Source organism: Devosia sp. (genome assembly GCF_017307495.1).
In the GTDB taxonomy this organism is placed as follows: Bacteria; Pseudomonadota; Alphaproteobacteria; order Rhizobiales; family Devosiaceae; genus Devosia_A.
Genome location: NZ_JAFKHE010000025.1, coordinates 87,150 through 109,787, shown reverse-complemented (window position 1 = coordinate 109,787; position 22,638 = coordinate 87,150). Strand labels below are relative to the sequence as shown.

Annotated in this window: 27 protein-coding genes and 1 tRNA gene; 3 read left to right on the top strand and 25 right to left on the bottom strand. The window is 63.7% G+C overall.

What is annotated here, in order from left to right; translation table 11 throughout:
- Window positions 1-187: 187 nt before the first annotated feature.
- From J0I99_RS16345 to J0I99_RS16300, 10 genes are all read right to left on the bottom strand, one after another.
- Window positions 188-811: a nicotinate-nucleotide adenylyltransferase gene (locus J0I99_RS16345; RefSeq protein WP_291398630.1), complete on the bottom strand. Its 624-nt coding sequence runs from the start codon at window positions 809-811 to the stop codon at window positions 188-190.
- Window positions 812-968: 157 nt separating this feature from the next.
- On the bottom strand, window positions 969-2,264 hold the full coding sequence (locus J0I99_RS16340; RefSeq protein WP_291398629.1) for a glutamate-5-semialdehyde dehydrogenase: 1,296 nt from the start codon (window positions 2,262-2,264) through the stop codon (window positions 969-971).
- Window positions 2,264-3,400 carry a glutamate 5-kinase gene (proB, locus tag J0I99_RS16335; RefSeq protein WP_291398628.1) on the bottom strand — a complete coding sequence of 379 codons (1,137 nt, stop codon included), beginning with the start codon at window positions 3,398-3,400 and terminating at the stop codon, window positions 2,264-2,266. Before proB ends, J0I99_RS16340 begins: the two co-directional genes overlap by 1 nt.
- 154 nt (window positions 3,401-3,554) lie before the next feature.
- Window positions 3,555-4,598, bottom strand: a complete 1,044-nt coding sequence (gene obgE / locus J0I99_RS16330) for a GTPase ObgE (RefSeq protein ID WP_291390290.1) — start codon at window positions 4,596-4,598, stop codon at window positions 3,555-3,557.
- A complete protein-coding gene (locus J0I99_RS16325; RefSeq protein WP_291390288.1) occupies window positions 4,595-5,152 on the bottom strand; it encodes a GNAT family N-acetyltransferase in 558 nt (185 codons plus the stop codon). The genes obgE and J0I99_RS16325 overlap by 4 nt, the downstream gene beginning before the upstream one ends.
- A gap of 196 nt (window positions 5,153-5,348) precedes the next feature.
- On the bottom strand, window positions 5,349-5,993 hold the full coding sequence (locus tag J0I99_RS16320; RefSeq protein WP_291398627.1) for a GNAT family N-acetyltransferase: 645 nt from the start codon (window positions 5,991-5,993) through the stop codon (window positions 5,349-5,351).
- Window positions 5,993-6,661 carry a Type 1 glutamine amidotransferase-like domain-containing protein gene (locus J0I99_RS16315; RefSeq protein WP_291398626.1) on the bottom strand — a complete coding sequence of 223 codons (669 nt, stop codon included), beginning with the start codon at window positions 6,659-6,661 and terminating at the stop codon, window positions 5,993-5,995. The genes J0I99_RS16320 and J0I99_RS16315 overlap by 1 nt, the downstream gene beginning before the upstream one ends.
- A gap of 138 nt (window positions 6,662-6,799) precedes the next feature.
- Window positions 6,800-7,069 carry a 50S ribosomal protein L27 gene (gene rpmA, locus J0I99_RS16310; protein ID WP_291390282.1) on the bottom strand — a complete coding sequence of 90 codons (270 nt, stop codon included), beginning with the start codon at window positions 7,067-7,069 and terminating at the stop codon, window positions 6,800-6,802.
- A 12-nt stretch (window positions 7,070-7,081) separates the two neighbouring features.
- The gene (gene rplU / locus J0I99_RS16305) at window positions 7,082-7,702 is read right to left on the bottom strand and encodes a 50S ribosomal protein L21 (RefSeq protein WP_291398625.1); all 621 of its coding nucleotides are present in this window, start codon (window positions 7,700-7,702) and stop codon (window positions 7,082-7,084) included.
- Window positions 7,703-7,919: 217 nt separating this feature from the next.
- Entirely contained in the window at window positions 7,920-8,375 is a 456-nt protein-coding gene (locus J0I99_RS16300) for a gamma-glutamylcyclotransferase family protein (RefSeq protein ID WP_291398624.1), read from the bottom strand.
- A gap of 95 nt (window positions 8,376-8,470) precedes the next feature.
- Between J0I99_RS16300 and J0I99_RS16295 the strand changes: the two genes are divergently transcribed.
- A tRNA-Ser gene (locus tag J0I99_RS16295) sits at window positions 8,471-8,560 on the top strand.
- A gap of 378 nt (window positions 8,561-8,938) precedes the next feature.
- Here J0I99_RS16295 and J0I99_RS20325 read toward each other — a convergent pair.
- The 11 genes from J0I99_RS20325 to J0I99_RS16245 all read right to left on the bottom strand — a co-directional run bounded on the left by J0I99_RS20325 (window position 8,939) and on the right by J0I99_RS16245 (window position 18,047).
- Window positions 8,939-9,427, bottom strand: coding sequence for a Mov34/MPN/PAD-1 family protein (locus J0I99_RS20325; protein ID WP_363278155.1), 489 nt, complete (start codon window positions 9,425-9,427; stop codon window positions 8,939-8,941).
- A gap of 32 nt (window positions 9,428-9,459) precedes the next feature.
- Entirely contained in the window at window positions 9,460-11,172 is a 1,713-nt protein-coding gene (locus J0I99_RS16290; protein WP_291398623.1) for a ThiF family adenylyltransferase, read from the bottom strand.
- Between the two features lie 864 nt (window positions 11,173-12,036).
- Window positions 12,037-12,291, bottom strand: a complete 255-nt coding sequence (locus J0I99_RS16285; RefSeq protein ID WP_291398622.1) for a hypothetical protein — start codon at window positions 12,289-12,291, stop codon at window positions 12,037-12,039.
- A 93-nt stretch (window positions 12,292-12,384) separates the two neighbouring features.
- Window positions 12,385-13,365: a RelA/SpoT family protein gene (locus tag J0I99_RS16280; protein WP_291398621.1), complete on the bottom strand. Its 981-nt coding sequence runs from the start codon at window positions 13,363-13,365 to the stop codon at window positions 12,385-12,387.
- The gene (locus J0I99_RS16275; RefSeq protein ID WP_291398620.1) at window positions 13,362-14,171 is read right to left on the bottom strand and encodes a nucleoid-associated protein; all 810 of its coding nucleotides are present in this window, start codon (window positions 14,169-14,171) and stop codon (window positions 13,362-13,364) included. The genes J0I99_RS16280 and J0I99_RS16275 overlap by 4 nt, the downstream gene beginning before the upstream one ends.
- Window positions 14,137-14,427: a hypothetical protein gene (locus tag J0I99_RS16270; protein ID WP_291398619.1), complete on the bottom strand. Its 291-nt coding sequence runs from the start codon at window positions 14,425-14,427 to the stop codon at window positions 14,137-14,139. Before J0I99_RS16270 ends, J0I99_RS16275 begins: the two co-directional genes overlap by 35 nt.
- 289 nt (window positions 14,428-14,716) lie before the next feature.
- Complete coding sequence (locus J0I99_RS16265) at window positions 14,717-15,715, bottom strand: hypothetical protein (RefSeq protein WP_291398618.1); 999 nt, start codon at window positions 15,713-15,715, stop codon at window positions 14,717-14,719.
- Complete coding sequence (locus tag J0I99_RS16260; RefSeq protein WP_291398617.1) at window positions 15,712-16,215, bottom strand: hypothetical protein; 504 nt, start codon at window positions 16,213-16,215, stop codon at window positions 15,712-15,714. The genes J0I99_RS16265 and J0I99_RS16260 overlap by 4 nt, the downstream gene beginning before the upstream one ends.
- Entirely contained in the window at window positions 16,212-17,393 is a 1,182-nt protein-coding gene (locus J0I99_RS16255; protein ID WP_291398616.1) for an abortive infection family protein, read from the bottom strand. Before J0I99_RS16255 ends, J0I99_RS16260 begins: the two co-directional genes overlap by 4 nt.
- Complete coding sequence (locus J0I99_RS16250; protein ID WP_291398615.1) at window positions 17,390-17,743, bottom strand: recombinase family protein; 354 nt, start codon at window positions 17,741-17,743, stop codon at window positions 17,390-17,392. Before J0I99_RS16250 ends, J0I99_RS16255 begins: the two co-directional genes overlap by 4 nt.
- A 43-nt stretch (window positions 17,744-17,786) precedes the next feature.
- Window positions 17,787-18,047 carry a hypothetical protein gene (locus tag J0I99_RS16245; protein WP_291398614.1) on the bottom strand — a complete coding sequence of 87 codons (261 nt, stop codon included), beginning with the start codon at window positions 18,045-18,047 and terminating at the stop codon, window positions 17,787-17,789.
- A 402-nt stretch (window positions 18,048-18,449) separates the two neighbouring features.
- On the opposite strand from J0I99_RS16245, the gene J0I99_RS16240 reads away from it, so the two are divergent.
- Window positions 18,450-18,656 (top strand): hypothetical protein, encoded by a 207-nt coding sequence (locus J0I99_RS16240; RefSeq protein WP_291398613.1) that lies wholly within the window; start codon window positions 18,450-18,452, stop codon window positions 18,654-18,656.
- 25 nt (window positions 18,657-18,681) lie between these two features.
- Here J0I99_RS16240 and J0I99_RS16235 read toward each other — a convergent pair whose 3' ends face one another.
- Genes J0I99_RS16235 through J0I99_RS16225 form a run of 3 tightly spaced genes read right to left on the bottom strand, consistent with a single transcriptional unit; the run spans window position 18,682 to window position 21,568 of the window.
- Window positions 18,682-20,394 carry a recombinase family protein gene (locus tag J0I99_RS16235; RefSeq protein ID WP_291398612.1) on the bottom strand — a complete coding sequence of 571 codons (1,713 nt, stop codon included), beginning with the start codon at window positions 20,392-20,394 and terminating at the stop codon, window positions 18,682-18,684.
- Window positions 20,394-20,945 carry a DUF2924 domain-containing protein gene (locus J0I99_RS16230; protein WP_291398611.1) on the bottom strand — a complete coding sequence of 184 codons (552 nt, stop codon included), beginning with the start codon at window positions 20,943-20,945 and terminating at the stop codon, window positions 20,394-20,396. Before J0I99_RS16230 ends, J0I99_RS16235 begins: the two co-directional genes overlap by 1 nt.
- Complete coding sequence (locus J0I99_RS16225) at window positions 20,942-21,568, bottom strand: DUF3489 domain-containing protein (RefSeq protein ID WP_291391193.1); 627 nt, start codon at window positions 21,566-21,568, stop codon at window positions 20,942-20,944. The genes J0I99_RS16230 and J0I99_RS16225 overlap by 4 nt, the downstream gene beginning before the upstream one ends.
- Before the next feature lie 150 nt (window positions 21,569-21,718).
- Between J0I99_RS16225 and J0I99_RS16220 the strand changes: the two genes are divergently transcribed.
- A complete protein-coding gene (locus J0I99_RS16220; RefSeq protein WP_291391192.1) occupies window positions 21,719-22,087 on the top strand; it encodes a hypothetical protein in 369 nt (122 codons plus the stop codon).
- A 377-nt stretch (window positions 22,088-22,464) separates the two neighbouring features.
- Here the strand turns inward: J0I99_RS16220 and J0I99_RS16215 are convergent, their stop codons facing one another.
- A complete protein-coding gene (locus J0I99_RS16215) occupies window positions 22,465-22,635 on the bottom strand; it encodes a ChaB family protein (RefSeq protein WP_291391195.1) in 171 nt (56 codons plus the stop codon).
- Between the last annotated feature and the right edge of the window lie 3 nt (window positions 22,636-22,638).

Here is a 22,638-nt window from a genome sequence, read left to right as displayed (position 1 = left end):
ATGCCATCAATTGGCCTCAGCCCATGCAAGACAAGCACGGGTCATGCGTGTTTCAGCTGTCCTTGGTTAGTGGGTCGAACGGCTAGCGGATGCGTAGCTATCAATCCTGTCCCATTCTGAGTGGCAGATAACCACTACTCGCACAATATGACGCTTCGCCTGCCGTTCTGCAAGGCAAGCGGTCTGCTCAATTTGCCTCGGTCCCGCGGAGGGCGCGGATGGCACTCGAAGACTGGGGCGAAGTGATGCCGTGCAGGTATACCCAGGCCGGCGGCTGGCGGTTTGCCAGCGCCTCGGCCTCGGCTTCGGGCAGGCGGTGCTTCTTCAGCGCGGTCGCGGCCTTGCTGACGGTGGCGCGGAAGATCGAACCGGGACGATCGTAGACGGCGATCGGCATCAGCGCCGCGATGTCCTGCCAGCGTTCCCAACGGTCGAACTGGGCCAGATTGTCCGCGCCCATGATCCAGACGAAGCGCGTGTCGGGGCAGGTCGCAACCAGCCACTCCAGGGTATCGATGGTGTAGCGGAAACTGTGCGCGGCTTCGACTGCGGTGACGTGGATGCGGGGGTTGGCAGTCAGCGTGCGGGCGGCGTGGACGCGGGCCGCGAGCGGGGCGAGTTCGGAGTGATCCTTGAGCGGGTTGCCGGGCGAGACCAGCAGCCAGACCGCATCGAGCGCCAGCCGCTTCAGGCACTGCTCGGCGACAAGGCGATGGCCCTCGTGGATCGGGTTGAAGCTGCCACCAAACAGGCCGACGCGCAGGCCGGAACCGAACGGGGGCAAGGCGGTGATGTCGGGGGAGAGGGTCATCTACGCTGGGCACCCCTCACAGGTCGTGGGGCACCCCTCACCCCAGCCCTCTCCCCAGAGGGGCGAGGGGGCGTTGTGGCACGGGCGGTGAACCCATCGTCCCCTCGCCCCTCTGGGGAGAGGGCTAGGGTGAGGGGACTGGCCAAGCGCGCTGGGTTCAAGGCCGCGTCTGCCCGGTGCCTTCGACGAGATACTTGAAGCTCGTCAGTTGCTGGACGCCGACCGGGCCACGGGCGTGGAACTTGCCCGTCGCGATGCCGATCTCGCCGCCGAAGCCGAACTCGCCGCCGTCGGCGAACTGGGTCGAGGCGTTGTGCAGCAGGATCGCCGAGTCGATCTCGTTGAACCAGCGGGCGACCGAGGCCGTATCCTCGGTGAGGATCGCCTCGGTATGGTGCGAGGAGTACTTGTTGACGTGGGCGATCGCCGCCCCGACATCGGCGACGATCTTCACCGACAGGATCGCGTCCTCGTATTCGGTGTGCCAGTCCTGCTCGGTGGCGGGAATGGCTTCGGGGATCAGCGACGTGACGGTGGCATCGCCACGGATCTCGCAGCCCTTCGCGATCAGCGCGTCGATGACGGGCTTCAGGTGCGTGCCGACGACATCCTCGTGCACCAGCAGAGTCTCGGTGGCGCCGCAGATGCCGGTGCGGCGCATCTTGGCGTTGACGGTGACGGCCACCGCCATGTCGAGCTCGGCCGACTTGTCGATATAGGTGTGGCAGATGCCCTCGAGGTGGGCGAAGACCGGCACGCGTGCTTCGTCCTGGACGCGGGCGACCAGGGTCTTGCCGCCGCGCGGGACGATGACGTCGATGGCGCCGCCGAGGCCGCGCAGCATCAGGCCGACCGCCTCGCGATCCGTGGTGGGGACGATCTGGATGGCATCGGCGGGCAGGCCGGCGGCGATGAGGCCCTCGACGAGGCAATGGTAGATGACGCGGGTGGAGTTCACGCTGTCCGAGCCGCCGCGCAGGATCACGGCATTGCCGGCCTTCAGCGTCAGCGCGCCGGCGTCGGCGGTGACGTTGGGGCGGCTCTCGAAGATGACGCCGATGACGCCGAGCGGGGTCGAAACGCGTCGGATGCTCATGCCGTTGGGCCGCGTCCACTCGGCCAGCACGCGGCCGACCGGATCGGGCAGGTCGGCGATGGTGCGCAGGCCCTCGATCATGCCATCGATACGCTTGTCGTTGAGCTCAAGGCGATCGAGGAAGGCCTTGGAAATCCCCTTGCCCTCGGCGGCGCGCATGTCGAGCGCGTTGGCGCTCATGATGTCGTCTCGGCGGCTGTCGAGCGCATCGGCGGCAGCGTGCAGCGCCCGGACCTTGGCAGCCGGATCGGCGAAGGCGAGAACGGCCGCGGCGGCGCGGGCGCGGCGGCCCAGTTCGAGCATGGTGGCTTCGAGGCTTTGGCCCTGTTCGCCGAAGACTGCTTGAATGATTGCCATCAGACTTTGGCCTCCAGGCCCATCAGCACCACCATGTTGTCACGGTGGACCAGTTCGGAGCGCGTGCCAATGCCGAGCAGGTCGGACACGGCGCGCGAGTTCTTGCCCTTGACGCTGTCGGCCTCCTCGCGGCCCAGCGTGGCGAGGCCGCGCGCGATCTCGCGGCCGTCGGGATCGAAGATGGCGACGGCGTCGCCGCGGTCGAAATCGCCGGTGACGCGGGTGACGCCGATCGGCAGCAGGCTCCTGCCATCGAGCAGGGCGCGGGCGGCGCCGGCATCGACATGGATCGAGCCGACCAGTTCGAGATGCCCCATGATCCAGCGTTTTCGCGCGTGGGCCTTGGTCTCGACCGGGGCGAAGAGCGTGTGCCGCACGCCTTCGCTGAGGGCGCGCAGGGGATGCGTCTCGGTGCCCTTGGCGATGATCATCGCCGTGCCGGCCTGCGTCGCGATCTTGCCGGCCTCAACCTTGGTGGTCATGCCGCCGCGGCTCAGGTGGCTCGCTGCGCCGCCGGCCATGGCGTCGATCTCGGGCGTGATGGCGGCAACGAAGGGCAGGTGGGTGGCATTCGGGTCCTTGGCGGGCGGCGCGGTGTAGAGGCCGTCGACGTCGGAGAGCAGGATCAGGCAGTCGGCCTCGATCATGGTGGCGACGCGGGCACTCAACCGGTCGTTGTCGCCATAGCGGATTTCGGCGGTGGCGACGCTGTCGTTCTCGTTGATGATCGGCACGGCGCCGAGCCCGAGCAGGGTCGAGATGGTGGTGCGGGCGTTGAGGAAGTAGCGGCGTTCCTCGGTGATGTTTGGCGTCAGCAGGATCTGGCCGGTGACGATGCCGTGCCGGCCGAGCGCCTCCGCCCAGGCCTGGCTCAGCGCGATCTGCCCGGCGCTGGCCGCGGCCTGGCTCTGGTCGAGCGGCAGCGACTTGGCGTCGAGGTTGAGGAGGCGCCGGCCCAGCGCGATGGCGCCCGATGAGACGATGACCAGCGAGATGCCCTGCGCCTTCAGCGCCGCAAGGTCCTCGGCGAGCGCGGCGAGCCATTCGGTGCGTAGCTTGCCGGTCTTGCCGTCGACGAGGAGGGCGGAGCCGATCTTGATGGTGAGGCGCCGATAGGGCGCCAGCGCGTTGCTCATGACGCGAGACCCGTCGTGGGGCGCCCCTCACCCCAGCCCTCTCCCCGGAGGGGCGAGGGGGCGATGGGTTTGCCGCCGGTGCGGAACGCGTCCCCTCTCCCCACTGGGGAGAGGGTCAGGGTGAGGGGTAGCCAAACGCTCGGGATCATCGACATCAGGGCACCCAGGTGGGCTCGGACTTGCGGCGCTCGCGTTCGGCGGCCTCGGCCTTGTCCGCATCGATCTGCGCGACGATACGGTAGAGCACCTTGTCGACGCCCTCGCCGGTGACGCCCGAGCAGGTGAAGACCTCGGCCTTGCTGGCGCGCTTGAGCACCTTCACCTTCTCCTTCACGGCATCGGCCTCGATCGAGTCGATCTTGTTGAGCACGACGATCTCGGGCTTTTCGACGAGTTCGGGCGAATAGGCCTCGAGTTCGCCGCGGATGGTCTTGTAGGCGGCCTTCACGTCCTCCTGCGTGCCGTCGATCAGGTGAACGAGGATGGCGCAGCGCTCGACATGGCCGAGGAAGCGGTCGCCCAGCCCCTGGCCCTCATGCGCGCCTTCGATCAGGCCGGGGATGTCGGCCAGCACGAAGTCGCGCTCGCCGATCGAGACGACGCCGAGGTTGGGGTGGAGCGTGGTGAAGGGATAGTCGGCGATCTTCGGCTTGGCAGCCGAGACGGCGGCGAGGAAGGTCGACTTGCCGGCGTTCGGCAGGCCGACCAGGCCGGCATCGGCGATGAGCTTCAGCCGCAGCCAGATCCATTTCTCGGTGCCGATCTGGCCCGGATTGGCGCGGCGCGGCGCCTGGTTGGCGCTGGTCTTGAAATGCGCGTTGCCGAAGCCGCCATTGCCGCCTTCAAGCAGCACCATTTCCTGGCCGACCTCGGTGAAGTCGGCGATCAGCGTCTCGCCGTCCTCCTCGAACACCTGCGTGCCGACCGGGACCTTGAGGATCACGTCGTCGCCCTTGGCGCCGTGGCGGTCCTTGCCCATGCCGTGCGTGCCCGTGGCGGCCTTGAAGTGCTGCTGGTAGCGATAGTCGATCAGCGTGTTGAGGCCATCGACGCAGCGGATGATGACATCGCCGCCGCGCCCGCCATTGCCGCCATTGGGGCCGCCGAACTCGACGAATTTCTCGCGCAGGAACGAGACCGCGCCGGCACCGCCATTGCCGGAGCGCACGAATACCTTTGCCTGGTCGAGAAACTTCATGTGCTGCTTCCTTGCCCGCGCTGCCGATGGGCCATCCAGGCGCTGCGTGTCAGTTCGGTGTCGATATGGCGCACCTCCTCACCGCGCGCAAGGCAAAGCCGCGTGGAGGTGCCGATCTCGACAAAACCCACCTTCTTCTGGATGGCGAGCGAGGCCTTGTTGAAGTGGAAGACGCCCGAAGCCAGTGTCATCGCAGCCGTGGTCTCGAAGTACCAGTCGACACAGGCGCGGACCGCCTCGCTCATCAGGCCGCGGTTCCAGAACGGCTGGGCCAGCCAGTAGCCGATCACCGTGCCCTCGACATCGCGGTGGAAGCCGACATTGCCGATCAACCCCTCGCCATCGAGATCGATGACGAAGCCGGTTTCGCCGGCCGGCGTGTCGGCTCGCCAGGACCGGAGCCAGGCCCGGGCGTCGGCGAGCCGGTAGGGGTAGGGCACGCGGCTGAGGTTCCCGGCCACGGCGAAGTTGTCGAGGAAGCGCGCAATGCGGCCGGCGTCGTCGAGCACCGGCTGCCGCAGGGTCAGGCGCGGGGTGCGCAGGGTCACGTCCATCAACAGGCTCCGCTGTTGGAGATGCTGGTGAGGAAAGAATTCCCCCCACCCTGTCCCTCCCCCGCAAGGGGGGAGGTGACCGGCGCTCCCAGGTCTTCGTATCGCACTGGCAGTAGTGCTGGCGTCTCACTCCCCCGTGCGGGGAGGGGACAGGGGTGGGGGTATGTTTGTGCGCCGGTGCTCGCCAGGTGCATGCTCACGTCCATTTCGGCTGCTCCAGCATCAGGTAGACCGTGGGCTTGCCGGCCCCGGTCCCGAGCGTCTCGATATCTTCGCGCAGGCGCACGAAGCCGGCCTTCTCGAGCACATTGAGCGAGCCCGAATTGCTCGCCAAGGCCCGCGCCTTGATGCGCGGGTAGAGGTGGGTGGCGAAGGCTGCCTCGAGCAGGGCCTTCACCGCCTCGCTCATGATTCCCCTGCCCCAGTGCGGCTCACCCAGCCAGTAGCCGAGCTCGGGCGGCTCGCCCTCGTGATAGGTGAAGCCGACCACGCCGATGAAGCGATCGTCGAGCGTGACGGCATAGGGCCGCTCGTCGGGACGCTGGGCAAAGATCTCGACGAAGGCGATGCCGTCGGCGCGCGTATAGGGATGCGGCAGGCGGGCCAGGACTTCGTGGATCCTGCGGTTGTCGGCCAGGGTCACGATGTCGGGCACGTCGCCGCGGATGGGGGCGCGCAACACCAGGCGGGGCGTCTCGATGCGATGCGGCAGGGCATCGCGCTGGCGGCGGGCCGCGAGCCTCGCCGTCGCGGCGGTGAGCGCCCTTGCCTGGGCCGCCGGACCGATCAGGTGGGACCGCCGCCGGGGCACGAAATCGTCGTCGTCCGTGCGCTGTTTCATCACGCGATCCTCAACTGAGGGACAACCGAAACGCGCCGGGTCTCGGTCCAGACGACGACCTCGCCGTCGCGCAGGGCGCGGTAGCGCAGGCCGCGGGCACACAGGTGCCGCACTGCCCGTTCGGCGGCGGCGCTTTCGGGATGGGGGGAGCGATAGTGCGGCACGATGGCGTGATCGATGAGACCGAGCCCGTCCCAGGCGACCTCCCGGTCGTAGCCGGGCGGGACTTCGTCGGGATCATCCATCAGGTGGATGCCCTCGAGGTTGGGCCCGGCGACCACCGCGCCGGCCGAGAAGCCGCCATAGGCGATTTCGTCGTTGTCGAGCATGCCGGCGATCACGTCATCGAATCCCGACTGCTTCATGGCGCGGCGCAGCACGAAGGCATTGCCGCCCGTCACCCAGGCGAGGTCGAACTGGTTCAGCTGGGCGCGCAGGCCTGCCGGATCGCCGAAATGATCGCGCAGGTCGAGGGGGGTGCCGGCGATGCCGAGCGAGGCCAATTCGGCAACGGGGTCGCAGCCCTCCCGGCGAAACAGTTCGCGGGCCGCCGTGGAGATGTGGTCCTGCGCGTTCTCGATGACCACGGCGCGCTTGCCGCCTCCCAGAAAAGCCAGGAGCGAACCGGCGCGATCGCCGATTCCGTTGGAGCTCAGGTACAGTCTCATTTTCAGCCGCCCTCACGACGAAAAAGACAAAGGGGAACCGGATACCCGGCTCCCCTGTCGTTTCGTCATGCACGGCCGACTGCCTAGTCGCCTTGCCGGGGAGCTGGTCTCCGGCAGGGTTCGTTAGGCCTCACCGGATTATTCTGCTGCTTGGGCTGCCGGGAGGACCGACACGTAGACTTTGGCGTTGGCGCGAGTCTTGAACGCCACGGTGCCCGGGATGAGGGCGTAGATGGTATGGTCGATGCCCATGCCGACGCCGGTGCCCGGATGCCACTTGGTGCCGCGCTGGCGGATGATGATGTTGCCGCCGACGACAGCTTCGCCGCCGAACTTCTTGACGCCGAGGCGTCGGCCAGCCGTATCGCGACCGTTGCGGGAGGAGCCGCCTGCTTTCTTATGTGCCATTTGGTACTCTCCTTATTCCTTGTCGGCCGCCGAAGCGCCCTTGGTCGCGGCCTTCTTGGCCGCCGGCTTCTTTGCGGGCTTGTCGGCCGCCTCGGTGGTCTCGGCAGCGGCCTTCTTCGCGGCTGCCCTCTTGGCCGGAGCCTTGGCCTCGGCGGCCGGGGCTTCAGCAGTTGCCTTCGGAGCGGCCTTCCTGGCAGCGGGCTTGGCTGCGGCTTTCGGGGCCTCGGTGACCGAAGCGGTGGTCGCGGCGAGAGCGGCGATGCGCTTCTCGTGGCGGGCCTTGGCGATCTCGTCGACCTTGGTGGTCGGCTTGGCGCCGCCGGTCAGGATCTCGGTGATGCGGACGGTCGACAGGCGCTGGCGATGGCCGTTGCGGCGATCGTAGTGCTGGCGGCGCTCCTTCTTCAGGATAATGACGGTGCGCTCTTTCTCGGTGGCGATGAACTGGCCGGCCACGAGGGCACCCGAAACCAGCGGCGCGCCGACGGTGACGTTGTCGCCTTCGCCGACCAGCAGAACCTGGTCGAACGTCACGACATCGCCGGGCTCGCCCGCGATCTTTTCGATCTTCACCACGTCATTGGCGGCAACCTTGTATTGCTTGCCGCCGGTCTTGATCACTGCAAACGTCATCTGCGTGCCGGTTTCCCGGCCTCCTTGCTTTCGCGCCCTGTGGCGCCGCAGGCGATCGCCTGATCCTGCGGGCTTCGAGATACGGCCGATCTCCAGGGATCGGCGGCGGCCTCGGACAGCGGTTGAACAAACCAAAAATGCGCGCAGGACGCCCCGCACGCAAGTCGAGCGGCCTTATCGTGGCAAACGGCCAGAGAGTCAAGGCGTCGAGTCTGGCTCAGTTCGGCCGCACGGCGATCAGCTTGAGCCGGATTTCGGCGGCGCCGGCGGCCTCGGCGCCGAGCACGCGCGGCTTGTGCAGGCGCTGCCAGTCGGCGAGCAGCCAGTCCTCGCCGGTGTCGGCGACGCTCATGGCCGGAATGTAGGCATCGGCCTCGTGCAGTTCCGGCTCATCGGCCAGCACTGCGGCGATTGTCGTGCGCCGATACTCCTCGCCCTCGAAGGCATCGAGCAGGTCGCGCTCGAACGGGGTCAGGTCGGTGAGCAGCAGCCCCTCGGCGGCTGCGCCGGGGGCGCGGACCAGGGCCGGATAGATCCGGCCAGGATAGGGCACGGCGCGAAACCCCGGAGCGCGTGCCGCATGCATGGCCTCACCACGGAGCGGACGCCCGAGCACGCCCGTGAGCAGGTCGGGGTCGCGCAGGGTGCCATAGACGAAGAGCGGCAATTGCATTGCGGAGCCGGGGCAAAGAGTGTTGCAGCAGTCAAATTGCTATGCCATAAGCCCGCCCGTCTCGACCAGCCGCGGCAACGCGTGTTCGACCTCGCGGAGAGGTGGCAGAGTGGTCGATTGCACCGCACTCGAAATGCGGCGTGGGGGCAACTCCACCGGGGGTTCGAATCCCTCCCTCTCCGCCACTAAGTCATTGATATTACTGGTGTTTTTGGTCTTGCGGGGCGCCTCGGCTAACCCTCGGGAAGGTCGCGTCTATTCGCCCTGACGGCCGCGCGAACCCAACTGGAGACGGCCAATTCGGAGGCCGAATTCGCGATCTATTTGGGCAATTCTCTAATGGCCAGTTTCGCACTTGGCATTATGGCGCTTCACTCCACCACCGGTTTGCGGGCCGACTTCGTGGCGAGCAGTCGGACGCAGGTGCCCCACTGATTGACGGAGGCGCGGTTTGCTGGCCGATCAGCTGAACCATCGTTCGGCCGCCGATCTCTGGTCACCCGACGGAGCATCAGCACGGATACCTCCACAGACAGGCCCGGCAGTGGCAGAGGGCGGAGCGACTATGGGGTGAGCTTTGGTCCGGCTGCCGATGACTGCCAATCCGGCCAACCCAGCTCTGAAATTTCCACGGCCTTCAATTCTGCCGCCTCCACGCTGACGCGACCGAACAGTCGTCGCGCCCTCCGCCCAATCCAGCTTCCGATTGGACTTTCTTCCGCAAGTTCTCCCGCTAGGATGATCATCGACGCCACGCCTATCCGTCGGGTGATGCGAACTAGCGTAAGATGATCTTGCGCACTCATTGCTGTGATACCACTTGGATGCGAGTGCCAATCGCCGAGGTAGTCGAGGTCGCCCCCTGAGCTGGCGAAGGCGTTCTCGACCTGCTCCGTATGCCATCGGTCGTCAGGGATGAAGAGATGCCGCCCGTGAAGTGCATTTGGACCTGGTCCGAGGGCCGCAGCGATGACGGCAGCCTCGCCCTGTCGCCACCCGAGCAAGATGCCGCCAGTTTCTAATGGCTGATAGGTCCTGCTTTCGGCGCGCATGAAGTTCAGCGCGCTACTTGCGAGCCATGTGGTCATATGAGTTGGCCAGGATTTGAGAAGAGAGCCCAGCTTGGTGGTATGCGCTCTCCCTCGTCATTCCTGAGCCGCAGCTGACTTATTGTCCATTTCGATAAGGGATAGTCGTCCGGGCAAAGTGTGCCGACGACACCACGCGCCACCGCGAGGGACACTTCCTCCAGATCAAAAGATCCGCCGACGAATGTTGGCTGATTGCATCCAACCGGAGTAACGGTCTGTCCAGGATCCACAAGCGGCGAGGGCATGGTTCCTTGATCCCAAGCGTCCTGGAGGCTCGACCACTCGGTCACGGGATCTGTCCCGAACCTGGCAACAACGCCGCCAACGGCGCCCTCAGTAGCATATCCCATCACGAAGGGTTTCTTCAGCTCCGAACAGAGCCAAGCAAGAGCATGCTGCACTTCGGTTGATGCGGAGCAATCTACGACAATGTCAGCCTGTGAAGCCTCCCGCCAAAAAAATGCCAGTTGGTTGGCGCCGGACTTAGCTGCCTTTGCGTCGATGGTCGCTTCGCCGATGCGGTTGAACACAAAGTTAACTTTGGTGAAGGGAAATTCCCGCTGAAGAAACCCAGCCAACGCTTCGGCTTTTGGCCATCCCCAAGCAGTGCGACCAAGCAGCCACCGAACGCTGTTGCCTGGTTCCAGTAGGTCCCCGTCAACAAGGGTAATCTCGCCGACACCTGAGCGGGCTAACTCGGCCGCCGCAAAACTGCCTATCGCACCACAGCCAACGAGCAAAACCCGCTTCCGTCTTAGCGCCTTGCCCACCGGAAACCGAGCAAAGAAATCCGCTTCCCCCGCTCGTTGTCCGAGCACTGTACTAAACCGAGGGGCGCCAAGTGGCTTGCCAACGCCATCGAACTTGCGTCGCCCTACGACAAAGAGCCAACTGGCCCCCGAGGCGCCGTACGTGACCTCGTCGGGGAACACGATTCCGGTCAGATACATGGTGTTGTTCTCGACTGCCCGGTAATCCGCCAAGCGATTTCGCTGAGCTTGCGTGATTTCGCCGACCTTAGCCTCGGCAAACTGTAGGAGTTGCGCAGGGTCGTTCGTGAGGGGTGGCTTGTCCACCTTCACCCATCGCCCGGGCAGGGTGGCAGGATTTCCGCGATCCGATGGAAGGCCGAAGGTTTTGGCAAATCCGCCGCCGCTGGCGGTTCTGACCGAGGTCAGTAAGGCCTCGAACGGCGCTCCTTCTCCCTGCGCGCGGGGCGTATACTGGAGTTCCAGTATTCCGAAGTCGCCCACCGGCAATGACATGGCACCATCGAAAAGCACGACTGATGCCTTCTCGTTGCCATCGCCAAAGTATGCCACCAACGTATCAGCGGCGTGCTCCTCGAATTCGGCTGCGCGTTCCATGTTCGAGGCCGCGCGTGCTCCGAGCGCTTCACGAAGGCGCTCCAGACGCTCGGCAATGAAGTCCGCGACAAGTTGGCGGGAGTACCACTGCCTGCTCTCTTGCGTGAGGAGACAAAGGACCTTGGAAAATGGGTGCTGATGACGCTCAAACGTCGCATTGGGCGCGCTCACCAACGGCCGCGCAAATGGATGAAAAGGAGAGAACCCTATGTGGAGCTCCAGGTTCTCGACGCCCGTCAGGGGCCAAGTAACGTCCAACACGAGGTATCCGTTCGCTTGGGCGATAACCTTCTGCCTGGCACCGTGTGTGTCGAATGCGGCCAGCTCCTGCGTGAGCAAATCTGGCCACCTCTCCCACCAAGCCTCAGCCCGCGGAGATGTTGCGGCAGACGTCGACTTGGCCACTTAACCTACGGGGCGATGCGGCGGAGGCGTGTTGGGCCTAGGCGGGCCGTCTGGGCGCCCAGGAGTGTGACTAGGCGGACCTGGCGGCACGTCCGGATGATCAGGGTGCGGCGGCTTTTCAGGTTTATCTGGTTTGTCCGGATTACCTGGCATTTACTTCCCTCAATTTGAACGCGCATGACTCGAACCACTCGCCAGTGATTCCGTCAATGCTTAGGCGACATCTCAAACTAGCTTCCCAGAAGACGCTCACGACGCACATCCACTCGCAATGCCGACGATTTCTTGCCCGTGAAACGATCTCTACCGGCTAGGCATCCTCGAGCCCGCCCAGAGTTGCCACAAGCTCGTGCACATCAGTGTGGGCGTCCTCGCCCGGCAGCGCACGAATTGCGCCCTGAGCGCCGTCGCTCCTTGCGTGGCGGTCGGAAGGTGCTCGCCGGTGGCAGCATACATGCCTTGGTTGCCCTTCTCGTAGCCGGAAGATGCTGGCGTAGGCGCGTCAGCGCTTTGTTGCGGTGAAGCCAAGCCTGGGTGTTGGCGAAGTCAAGGAGGAGCCAGAGTTCAGCGCTCGGAACACTGACGACAGCTTCGAAGCGGGTTGCAGCCTTCTCGTCGTTCGTCCACTGACCGTCGCGTGCTTCACCCCACCAGTAGACAGCGGACTGACCACAGGGCAGGAGGTAGTCGAGATGAAGATCCGCTTGGCGCCAAGGAGCAAACGTTATGCCCGCGTGGGGTGACGCCGACTTGGCCTCAGCGGCCTGCGTTAGAGAAAGCGAGTCTTCGAAATCGCCCTCAAACCCGTGACCTTCGCCAGCCGGCGGCACGCGCCTCTTCCTCGGAGCAGAACCAGCGCTCGCCATGTGAGGCGCTGATGCGTGTCTCCTCATAGTACTTCTGACCCGGTACATGGTAGATGCGTTCGCCTCTGGTGCTCACATTGCCCTTGATATTGCAGGCGTCGGACTCTTGTGCCGAGGCAGAGACCAAGCTGGTTACTATCAGAATGGCCGAGAATGCCGCCGCGCCAACAAACGCCGATTTAGTCATTCCAGTCCTCCCAGTGGCACACGACAATATGTGATGATACTTGTTGCAACAACCTGCCAGGAGGCCGAAGTCATCTCTAAGGCCGCCGGCAATTCAGGCGTCAAAGCTACGACCGACGTCAGTGAAGACCGGTCTCAGTGCCTCTTGCGGGAGCGGCCAACGAGCTTTCGCTGCTACCGGCTTGTTCAGCGCAAGCCAGTATGCAACCAGGATCGACGGCTGTCGAAAGAGCAGCATAGTGGTACTGCGCTCCCGGATACGCTGGGCGATGTATAGATGCTGTTCCAGCATCTCCTTAATTGTCGACATCGGGTTTGGGGGGACGTCGTCCTTGTAGGCGTCAAGCAGGAGGCCCTCTGCCTTGCTCGGGCTGGGTTCATTCCCGATCGCAGATCGGTACACCTCAGCCAGGGCGTCGGTCACCGTTCGATCACCACTAATGATCTCGCTGACTTTGCCGAGAACCTGTTCGAAGTAGTCATTCGTTGCTTCGATGAGGGCCATACTCTTGGCGGCAGCTCTATGCAGATCGGGTGCCGCGTTCACTCTTGGCTTGTAGATCGTGTCGTGAGTGATCTCGCTGTATGCATGTTGAAGGATGGTTTTGATCTGGATCTCGCAAGGGGCGCCTGCGGGCACAAGGTGGTCGCCCACCCTAATCGCCGACTTTGGCGAGACGACGTAATGAACGGCCGCGTAGGTGAACTGCAGCGGGTTCTCCGCCTGCTCGGCCTCGAAGTCCTTGTCTTTGGAGTGATGCCAGTCCGCGATGCTAAGCAGCGCCTTCTCCACAATTTGAATCTGCGACGCCACTAGGACGACGAACCGCACGCCCACCTTGTCGGTTACATCGACATAGGGGTCGACATAGGCCTTCCGGTAAAATGCTTTCTCGAGGAACGAAACCTCGCCTTTTGTCCGCGGCTTTGGCGGAATTCGGAGAAACACGTCCGCAGCAACTGGTGCGATCATTGGCACCAGCGCGGCCTGGACTCTCTCGACAACATGTTGGCCCCACGCCTCGTAGACCGGCACATCCTTGCGCCATTTGGCGAGGAACTCATCCTCAGTCATTCGATTTCACGAACGCGGTCTTTGATCACGATTTTCGTCCACGCCTGCGGTTGTCCATCGTTCTCATCACCGTCGATGGTGCTGACTTCCACCATCCGCTGATATACATCGGGCGGTGCGGTCAGTAGGATGTCTCCAGGAAACTTAACTTTGCGCTTCTTCAACGCACCCTGTATTTCGGAGGTGTCCTTAGGCACTGCGTTCTCTGGAAAGTCATTTTCCTTCATGTAGTTGGAAAATGCGTCGCGAACGTCCTCGGGGAGATAATGAGACGCGAACGTAGCCGCATGAATGGTCGGCGTGTTGTCGACTTTCATGTACGTGTAGAGAGAAGTGAACAAGTCCGACTTATCCTCGTCTGATAGGTCAGCCTCATTGATGAATTTTCTAGCGGCGTGATAGAAGGTTTTGGTCAACCTAGCGGCATTCAGGGGTAGGCTGCAGCCTAGAAAGCGGCCGTAAAAATAGTGAGCTGCAGCGTCGCGGTTCGCCATCGTCATGTGGCTATCGTAGACGTGGGAGACCCAGCCGCCGGGGAGCGCGTCGTCGTCGCCGCCTCCATTCAAAAAGAAGCCGATCTTATAGAGCTTCGACTCGCGGGTCATAAAAAGGTTCTTCAGGTACTCAAGACCGATCTCAACCGGCTGAAACCCTCCGTCCGTTTCAGCTTTGATGATTCCAACCACTTTCCGTGACGGTACCCCTACGCTTCCCCTAAACACCACGAGTAAGCCGCCAGGCCAATTAGGTTGATCTTGGTCGTTCGCGAGCTTATCGGCGAGCGCGCGCATGGTGCGCGAATTCATCTTCAGAGCCCGCAGCGGCAATTTGGCGCGCAATTGCTAAGGCGGATCCTTCGCCGTGGCTCTCGATTCGCATCGTCACGCTCTTTGCATCGGCACCAAGCGCTGCAACGACCCTGTCCCGAAAAACATCAAGTCCGTCCCCAGCTAAGCTAAAGACAGCCGTTCCGTACGTTGGTGCGATGAGCTTTCTGTCGAGCAACCGCTGGTGCACTCGATGATAGATCACCTCGCCAATATTCAGGTTGTTTAAGATCATCTTCGCCCCTCGAGTATTTTGAGGGAAATTCGTAAAGCGGACATCGCGCTCGTGCAAGCATGACCGAAGGATCAGAACAAAGCAAGAACAAAATGCGACGGTCTCGATAGGCGCTGCCTGCGCACGCAGCGGCCGGCGTGCGAAGGAGGGCGGGAGCCATTCTGGATCGAATTTCGGCGCCCTCTGGCGCCCGTGTTTTCCCCGCGGCACTCGACGGCCAGAGGGTGAGACGACGCTGGCGAACAGCTACGGTACTGACGTCGACCTGACGACATCATGAAGTCGTGATCTAGCCGAAAGGCACGAGACTTCCGCCCATCTCGGCGACATAGCCAAAGCGTACCTTTGTCCGGCCCACTTCGTAGTCGGTGCGCTCCTTGACATGGGGCTTTAGCCCCCCGATGCGAGCCACGTGGTTTTCCGCCAAGTGCAAGATCAGGCCTTCGCCGGCATCTGTCAGGTATTCGACGATCTCGCTCATGAACTGGTCCAGCGGCGTCTCATCAACCTGCATGGTGGGGTGAACAACCCTCACACTTGGCCGGTGCAATGCACCGTCCCGGAAATGGTAGTCCTGGATCTCGAGGCGTTCGGTGGGCTTGGGGTGCTCAACCGCGTTACGGATATTGCGAATGAGCTTGCCTACGTTGGCAAACGACACGGCGAATTGAGCGAACGGCGACCCCGGGCCGTAGCGTTCGGCAATGAACTTGCTCGCCCCGTCAAACAGCCCTTTTTCGAGGTCGTGGCCGTAGAACGCCTTGAGCATCTGATAGAGAGCCTGCGAGGCGCGGCCAGCCTTCTGGACGAAGATCTCCGTACGAGAGCTCACGTCGGCCAGCGAGGGGAGGTGAACCGCCTGCCCCTTGATCGGAAGTTCTTTTTCGGCGGTCTGCAAGGCCGCCTGCAGCTCGGCGAGCGACTGCTGGGCCGCCAGCAATTCCTGCATGAAACCGAACGATGTCTTCAATCCGGCTTCGCTGAGGGCGGTATCCCCCAGATACGGGGTACGGAACAGGGCCGCTGCCTGCAGAAATGAGCGTCGCACGATCGGCGACTCCGCGCCTGCTGAGGCTACTCGCTGGCTGGTATGGGGCGTCTCCGGGTGCTTGCGGTCCGGATCGATCTGGTCGGCCAGCATCGCCTGGTGGATTGCGCGTTCCGCGATGAGGTAGAGCGCATCGCCGACCGTGATCATCTCGAGGATGGCTCCATCCTCGAAGGATCCGACGCTCATCTGGAAGGCCGCATCCCGCTGCCGGTCGATCGGGCGCTTCCCCCTGGTCATTCGACCGACACTTCCGCTGGATCAGGCCATATGCGACGTGCCAGGCGCTTGAAGTCGGAGACCGCCAGCGAGCCCCGATCGTTGCGGGCCTTGGAACCCGGGACAGCCAGCCGTTCCACAACAGCCAAGTACGGGGCCTCCCACATCTCACGTGGGTTCAGGGTCGCGGGATCAAGAAGGGCGAGAATAACCGTGTCGCACGGTGCGTCCCTTTTGATCGCCCCGAGACGCTCTCCGGACTTTGCCTTCGGGCCAATCGCGCGACCCTTGATCTGTATCCTGACGTCGCCGGCAGCGGTCCGCCGGATGGCGTCGTAACCGTGGGTGCGGGGCGGCACGAGTTCAAGCCCGAGGGTTTTGGCGACTACGTATTCGGCGACCTCCCCGGTCACGCCCAATGGCTTCCCGGTAAGGCTGTAGTACTCCGCGGCCAGGGCTTTCACTTTGGCTAGGAGTGTTTCCAGCCGGTCCGCGGAGGAGGGCGACCCACCCGTCATCATGAAGCCACGCCCCCTGATACGTTATCCTGCTTGGCCCGCCAGGTCGCAACGAGAAACGTGGCCATTGTGCCGGCAAGGTTCACCGACAGCTCCGCATGGCGAGGCTGAGGCTTCGCCTTCTTAGGGCCGCCGCTGTGGGCATCACCCAGCTTGTTGCGCAGGGCGCCAAGTGACTCAACGATGGACTGGGCATTGCCGAGTATCTGCTTGAACACCTGCTCGGTATGGGCGTCCGGCGCCAGGTTCAGCACCCCGGCCAGCTTCTTGTAGAGGGTCGGAAGCTCGTCCTTGTCTCCGTAGGGGACCGCTGCCTCAGTCAGCACCCACTTGCACACGTCCTCGAGCAGGGTGCGGGACAGGGTGATGGCTCCGGCGGGGTCGGTGCTCCTGCGCTCGAGCGCGGCGCGCCAACGGTCGCTGATGTCCTCGGGGCTGAATGCTCCGAGCGTAGCGGTGATTTCCGCATCGGACGGCACACCCTTGGCCAGCCTCCTGACCTGGTACTTGGGGCTGCCCGATATGCGGCCTGCAACCGCGAGGACGAAGCCATCATGGGCAAGATGCTGATTGATTGCGGTGGCCAGTTGCTGCTGGCGCTCGGCCGATTGGGCGAGGGGGTCCGTTACCGCCTCGAGGAAGCGGAACAACTGCTCCTGTGAACAGTTCATGATGCCAAGGTACTGCAGCAGTTCCTGTTGGGTCCAGTCGTCATTGCGGACGGTGTGCTGGAAGATGGCGTCCTCAAGCGTCTCTTCGCTGAATGCCGTCGCGTGAGACGGACTCGGCATGGTCGCGATGGGCCACACGCGGCGGATGAGGTCGATGTCCTCCATTTCGGTGCACAGGGGCGCGCCATTGAACACGGCCGCTATCCGTTTGCGGGTCAGCTCGTTAACCGCCGAGGCGCCGAAGTCCGTGACCTTGGCGACAAGCTCGGCCATCTCGAAGTTGTCTCTGCTGTCCAGCAGGGTCCGGGCGATTTCCACGAGGTCGGCGCCGGAGTGTCCGCGCAACCGTTTCAGCGCGTATTGATACTTGCTGCTGAAAGCCTCGGTTTCGGTGCCTTCCGCCAGACCGAGGGAGGTGCAGAGGGCAGGAACCTCGTATGCCTTGTGGTCAGCGATAGCGGTCGCCACAGTTGTACGCAGCTGCTCGATTTGGCGGCCCATTGTGGTCATTCAGGGAATCGCGAAATTGTGCTGGGGCAGACGTGGTAGCTCCGGGCGATCTCCCGGACGGATTCGCCTGCTGCCTTCCGGTCGCGGGCTTCGGCCTGCTGGTGCGGAGTGAGGATATGCCGGCGGCCGAGGCTCTTGCCCCTGGCCCAACCATCGGCGAGGGAACGAAAGGCGGCGCCTTCCTGGCTGAGCGCGGCGAGGATGTTCAGCAGGTCACGGGTGGATCTGGCAAGGCGATCCAGCCTGGTCACCATGAGCGTGTCCTTCCCGGCTCCCGCGGCCTTCAATTGCTCCAGCTGCGCGTCGAGCGTCTGGCCGTCGGTGGACACGCGGGCGTAGCCGTAAATCATGCGGAGATTCTGCAACGGACTTATGCGACGAGCAAACGCTTGGCTACTTCGCCTTCGGCGTGCCTACCTGGAACTCCCGGTCCCCGAGCTCCCAATCGTCTAGGACGTAGTGTTTCCCGTCGTATGCGGGAAGCTCCAGCGGAAAGGCGCCTGTGCCGAAGACGCTGAACGTCTTTTTGGTGATTTTGCCCGTCTTGACGAGGTGGTCGAACAGCTCGCCACCCACCTTGATGCCAAAGTCGGGTGAGGTGCGCATAGCAACTACGGCGGCTAGGTCGTCGGCGATTTCATCCAGGCTCTTCATGTTCCATTCCCAGGCTTATGGCTACGCTCATCGTGCCACATGGGCTCGCAGTAGCCAATCTGCCGGCGCCCGATAGAAGCGCCTCAGAGGCGCAACACCAGTATCATCACGTTGTTGGCATGGCGAAAATTCGCGAGCTGGTCTTGGAGTCCGTAGTCCCACTTTTCGCCGTGGAAGAAGTTATTGCGGAGCCGGTACACGATATGAGCAGGGCGCAGAGCACCTTGGCGGCCTCCCCAAGTCCGGAACCATGTAACAGTCGTCGTGTGACGGTGACGTTACCCGAAGGCCGAAATACTGGGGCGCAATACTCGCAAGATGCAGGGAGTTCTTCTCGTGGCGCCTGGACTTCCGACCGCGTGCAAGCCTCAGTGCCTCACACGTTTCGTTTGGAGGCAGGAGTTGCGGCATCGTCAAAACCAGCGTGCGGACCGCGTCGGACACTGGTTCGCCCTGGCCACCGCCCGCCTCGAAGACGCGCATGGCCTCGCTGTTGCTGGGCAGAATCCACGCCTGACGCCAGCGGAACAGAGAAGCCTGCAACGTCGCCTGCTGCGCGCGATCGAGAGATGCCGGCTCGCGGCCGAGCGCATCGCATCGGACGCGTAAGGGTCTTTGGTCCTCAAGACGAAGATCAGAGATCGGCCCCGAACTCGGCAAGCTGATCACTCCACAGCAGCGGCAGTCGCTCCCGCCAAATGAGCTTCTGCGCGGTCAGCCCTGCCGGCTGCTGACCACTGAGGATGCTCTCGACCAGCTCGGGCGTGAGGAACGCCAGCGGCAGCACCTGTCCCACATAGGTGTCCGTGAACCCCTCTGCGCCACAGATCTCGGCCATTGACGCGACTTCTCCGGTCTTGAGCCGCTCAGCCCAGTCCCAAGCGCGCACGATCGCCGTCACCAGTGACGGATTTGGTGTCGCGCCGTTGCCGGCTCCAGGCAGCACCAGCTTCATTTGCCGGCCGCGGCGGGCCGTGGCGAAGGGCACCACCACGGCGAACTCGCCATCCTCAGGCCCATTGGTCGGCCAAATGCCGGAGGGCCGGGCAATGCCGAGGACGGCTCGCGTACTGGCGACTGAGAACAAGAGCTGTATCCGGTTGTGGCCAACAACCACCTTTCGCAGGCTTTGGCGGAGCTTGCTCTGCAGGTCGGCATCGATCCGGCCGCCAAGCGCGTGAAGTAGACGGTTCGCGGCCTCCATCACTAGGGGCGCCTCGGTGGCGCTATCGGAATCCAGCCGGTGCAGGAGGCCGCGCTGATCCACGAGGACACTCTGAACCCCTGTGACCACCGCGGCCTCGATCTCAGTCGCGGGCAAGCGTGCCGGCGGGAGCCGATCGGCTCCAGAGACGTCTGCATTGGGTTGCTCGACGTAGTAGCGGTAGCGTTTTGAGCCCTTGTTGGCGGCACCTAGGACGAAGCGAGCACCCGACTCGGCATGGAGCAGTCCTTCCAGCAGATGGGTTTGCGGAGTGGCCCTGCGGCGCCGGCGGCGCGGACCCTGGGTGTTCTCGGCGAGTTGCGTCTGCACCGCGTCCCAGGTGGGCTTGTCGATGATGGCGGCGTGTTGGCCGCGGTGCGAGGTCGACTTGTGCGGCACCCGACCGACGTAGATCGGGTTGGCCAGTAGCTTGTATAGGTGCCCGCGGGTGAAGGGGCGGTTGCCGTAGTGGTTGCCCTTGGCCGAGTAGCGGGCGGCGGTGCGGATGTTCTCGCGCTCGAGCCGATCGAGCAGGGCAGGGACGGACTTTTCGTCCAAATAAAGGGCAAAGATCCGCCGGATCGTCGTCGAGTCGGTTTCGTTGATGACGAGCTGCCGGTCGACAACGTCGTAGCCCATGGGCGGCACCCCACCCATCCACATGCCCTTCTTCTTGGACGCGGCAATCTTGTCGCGGATGCGCTCGCCGGTGATCTCACGCTCAAACTGGGCAAACGAGAGCAGCACATTCAGCATCAGCCGCCCCATCGAGGTCGTGGTGTTGAACTGCTGCGTCACCGAAACGAACGACACACCATGCTTGTCGAGCACCTCGGCCAGTTTGGCGAAGTCGGTGAGCGAGCGGGTCAGCCGGTCGATCTTGTAGACGACGATGATGTCGACGCGCCCCGCTTTCACCAGCTCGATCAGCTGATGCAGGGCAGGGCGCTCCATGTTGCCGCCCGAAAAACCGCCATCGTCGAAGCGGTCCGCAAGGAGCTTCCAGCCTTCATGCTCCTGCGAGCGAACGTAGGCCTCGCAGGCTTCGCGCTGCGCTTCGAGCGAGTTGAAGTCCTGCTCGAGGCCTTCCTCTGACGACTTTCGGGTATAGACGGCGCAGCGAAACGTATTCTTCTCGCCCATCACGACACCTCCGCCACGCGTTCGGTTGGGGAGTGCATTCGGGGTCCCCGAAGCCTTGGCCTAGGAGGGGTGAGGCCGAAGAATTTTGGTCCCGACCATTTTGTGCCGGTGATGGCCACCGCGACTGCCGACAGGGTACGATAAGTGGTGCCGCGCCAGATGAGACCATCGGCGACCACGTCGACGACTTCCGTCGTGCCGTTCCACTCGCGCATCAGGCGGGTGCCGGGCGTGAGGGTCAGAGTCTGCACAGCGGACGGTCGGACGGGCAACCCCGCGGCAACCTCGGCCTCGCCGAGAGTCGATGCCCGCTGAGCCCGCAACTCGGTGGCGAGTTTTCGGAGGAGACGAACGGTTTGCGGCTTGAGGCCACCAAACGCCTTCTCCTGCAGCCGGTAGGCGATACCGAGCCGGAGTGGCCCGGCTCGGATACGCGATGGTGGATCTCGGTCGTATAGGGCCGCCCATCTCTCCTGGAGTGTCTTGGTATCGAGGGTGACGAGCGCGGCGATTTCGCGCTCGACCTCCTCCCAGCTGGACCGCTTCTTCATTCAGCCGACCCACCGGTGGCGATGCGATAGACGCGGCCGCGGTTCTCGATCACGTCGGAGACGACCTTGAGGTTCAGCTTCTTCTTGAGGTTGCCACTCATGGCGCCCCGTACCGAGTGTGCCTGCCAGCCGGTGGCCTGCATCAGTTCGGGGATCGTGGCGCCCTCGGGCTTGCACAGGGCTGCGATCATGGCGCTGAGCTTGGTGCCGCCTTTCGGAAGTGCGGCTCCACTGGCATTCGGTTCGGGCGTTGAGGTGTTGGCACCGAGTTCAGCCGTACTCCCCTGGTTCGGCGAAATACTGCCGCCCTCTGCACCGGTGCCGTCCGCACCTTTCTGTTCGATCACCTGGCTATTCGCCTCGATCCCCATGAGCTGCAGACCCTCAGCCGAGATCATCAGGGTAGTACGCCCCATCTCTTCGGTTTCGCGCCAAACTTCCTCATCAGGCTGGACGGGGCGTTCGGCGATGAGCTCGCGGGTGAGCAGGCTTTTGAGGATGACGCCAAGGGTGCCGCGGTTGTTGCCGAGTGAGTTTGGCAGCGGCAGCACGAGGCCGGTCTCGCGTGCTCCGGCGGCGGCGAGAATGACGCGCTGGGCGTCGGTAAGTTTGGTGGTGGCCATCTGGCCCTCCTTCGTTCAGGGGCCCGGCGAGGATCGCAGGGCTTGCACTGAACAAAGCCCGGAGTTGGTCCGGGCCGAGGGCGACACGAGTGGTCGAGGAACAGCAACGCTCGTTGCGCGGCGGAAGTCCAGTCTGATTGGTACGGTTTGTTGAACTCAGGCGGGTTCGCTGACCTTCTGGGTCAGCTGCGCAATCCTGGTACTCTACTGGCTGCTGTTTTTCTGGGCCTCGCTGCACAGGCCAGCGACACCCGCGGCCCCGACGCCGCCCTCTACCTCATCATCAGCGTTGCCAATAACGCAGGGGTCCTGGCGCTTCTCTACACCCAGGTCACCTACGCTTTCGGCGAGCACTACCTTTGGGCGGTCACCGCTCCGGTGGCCCTGTCTTGCGCCGGGTTGGCGGTCATCGACCGGCGTATCGAGCAGAGGTTGCTGTTCCTCGCCAATGCGGCCCTTTCGCTCGTCGCCTACACCGTAACGCTGCCGCTCGCGATCCACGAATATGGCTGGCAATGAGGCTGGGTGCGCCCTACCTCGCCGCCGGCGGGCTGGTGATGCTCCACCGGCTCACAGCACACAACCTCAGCAGACCACATACAGCACTCGGCGGACGCAGCCCATTCCAGAGGCTGAACAACCTTCTTGGAAACGACACCTAGCTCACGGCCTACGTGCTTCAGCTCGGCCACGGCCGGGCGATGAGGACATCGTCGGGCTCCATCCGAAAATGGCGACCCTCAGTCCCATTTCCGCGCGCCGCGCGTCTGTGGACATCGTCGAGTCTCCTCGCCCCATGAAACCCTAGATCGGCCACCCCGCGCGTCTCCTTGCCTCAAGCCTCCGGCGAGCGGCGGCTGGCCCGAGGATCCTGCAGATGCGCGAGTCCCCCCTTGCTAGCGATGAACCCACTTACCGTTGAGTTTGACCCAGGATCGCTTGATCGCGCCCTGGCCGGTCCGGCGTGTTGCTTCTCTCCTCCGAGGGTCATTCCCGTAAGCCGCATGGGCATGGTTGAGCGCTTCCCGATGAATGTTCTGGGCTTGCAGTGGCAGATGCAGGCGCACGGG

Bases quoted from the DNA above. Each gene is read 5' to 3' on its own strand.
- J0I99_RS16345 (WP_291398630.1), bottom strand. From the start codon at position 811: ATGACCCTCTCCCCCGACATCACCGCCTTGCCCCCGTTCGGTTCCGGC.
- J0I99_RS16340 (WP_291398629.1), bottom strand. From the start codon at position 2,264: ATGGCAATCATTCAAGCAGTCTTCGGCGAACAGGGCCAAAGCCTCGAA.
- proB (WP_291398628.1), bottom strand. From the start codon at position 3,400: ATGAGCAACGCGCTGGCGCCCTATCGGCGCCTCACCATCAAGATCGGC.
- obgE (WP_291390290.1), bottom strand. From the start codon at position 4,598: ATGAAGTTTCTCGACCAGGCAAAGGTATTCGTGCGCTCCGGCAATGGC.
- J0I99_RS16325 (WP_291390288.1), bottom strand. From the start codon at position 5,152: ATGGACGTGACCCTGCGCACCCCGCGCCTGACCCTGCGGCAGCCGGTG.
- J0I99_RS16320 (WP_291398627.1), bottom strand. From the start codon at position 5,993: ATGAAACAGCGCACGGACGACGACGATTTCGTGCCCCGGCGGCGGTCC.
- J0I99_RS16315 (WP_291398626.1), bottom strand. From the start codon at position 6,661: ATGAGACTGTACCTGAGCTCCAACGGAATCGGCGATCGCGCCGGTTCG.
- rpmA (WP_291390282.1), bottom strand. From the start codon at position 7,069: ATGGCACATAAGAAAGCAGGCGGCTCCTCCCGCAACGGTCGCGATACG.
- rplU (WP_291398625.1), bottom strand. From the start codon at position 7,702: ATGACGTTTGCAGTGATCAAGACCGGCGGCAAGCAATACAAGGTTGCC.
- J0I99_RS16300 (WP_291398624.1), bottom strand. From the start codon at position 8,375: ATGCAATTGCCGCTCTTCGTCTATGGCACCCTGCGCGACCCCGACCTG.
- J0I99_RS20325 (WP_363278155.1), bottom strand. From the start codon at position 9,427: ATGCGCGCCGAAAGCAGGACCTATCAGCCATTAGAAACTGGCGGCATC.
- J0I99_RS16285 (WP_291398622.1), bottom strand. From the start codon at position 12,291: ATGACTAAATCGGCGTTTGTTGGCGCGGCGGCATTCTCGGCCATTCTG.
- J0I99_RS16280 (WP_291398621.1), bottom strand. From the start codon at position 13,365: ATGACTGAGGATGAGTTCCTCGCCAAATGGCGCAAGGATGTGCCGGTC.
- J0I99_RS16275 (WP_291398620.1), bottom strand. From the start codon at position 14,171: ATGAATTCGCGCACCATGCGCGCGCTCGCCGATAAGCTCGCGAACGAC.
- J0I99_RS16270 (WP_291398619.1), bottom strand. From the start codon at position 14,427: ATGATCTTAAACAACCTGAATATTGGCGAGGTGATCTATCATCGAGTG.
- J0I99_RS16265 (WP_291398618.1), bottom strand. From the start codon at position 15,715: ATGACCAGGGGGAAGCGCCCGATCGACCGGCAGCGGGATGCGGCCTTC.
- J0I99_RS16260 (WP_291398617.1), bottom strand. From the start codon at position 16,215: ATGATGACGGGTGGGTCGCCCTCCTCCGCGGACCGGCTGGAAACACTC.
- J0I99_RS16255 (WP_291398616.1), bottom strand. From the start codon at position 17,393: ATGACCACAATGGGCCGCCAAATCGAGCAGCTGCGTACAACTGTGGCG.
- J0I99_RS16250 (WP_291398615.1), bottom strand. From the start codon at position 17,743: ATGATTTACGGCTACGCCCGCGTGTCCACCGACGGCCAGACGCTCGAC.
- J0I99_RS16245 (WP_291398614.1), bottom strand. From the start codon at position 18,047: ATGAAGAGCCTGGATGAAATCGCCGACGACCTAGCCGCCGTAGTTGCT.
- J0I99_RS16235 (WP_291398612.1), bottom strand. From the start codon at position 20,394: ATGGGCGAGAAGAATACGTTTCGCTGCGCCGTCTATACCCGAAAGTCG.
- J0I99_RS16230 (WP_291398611.1), bottom strand. From the start codon at position 20,945: ATGAAGAAGCGGTCCAGCTGGGAGGAGGTCGAGCGCGAAATCGCCGCG.
- J0I99_RS16225 (WP_291391193.1), bottom strand. From the start codon at position 21,568: ATGGCCACCACCAAACTTACCGACGCCCAGCGCGTCATTCTCGCCGCC.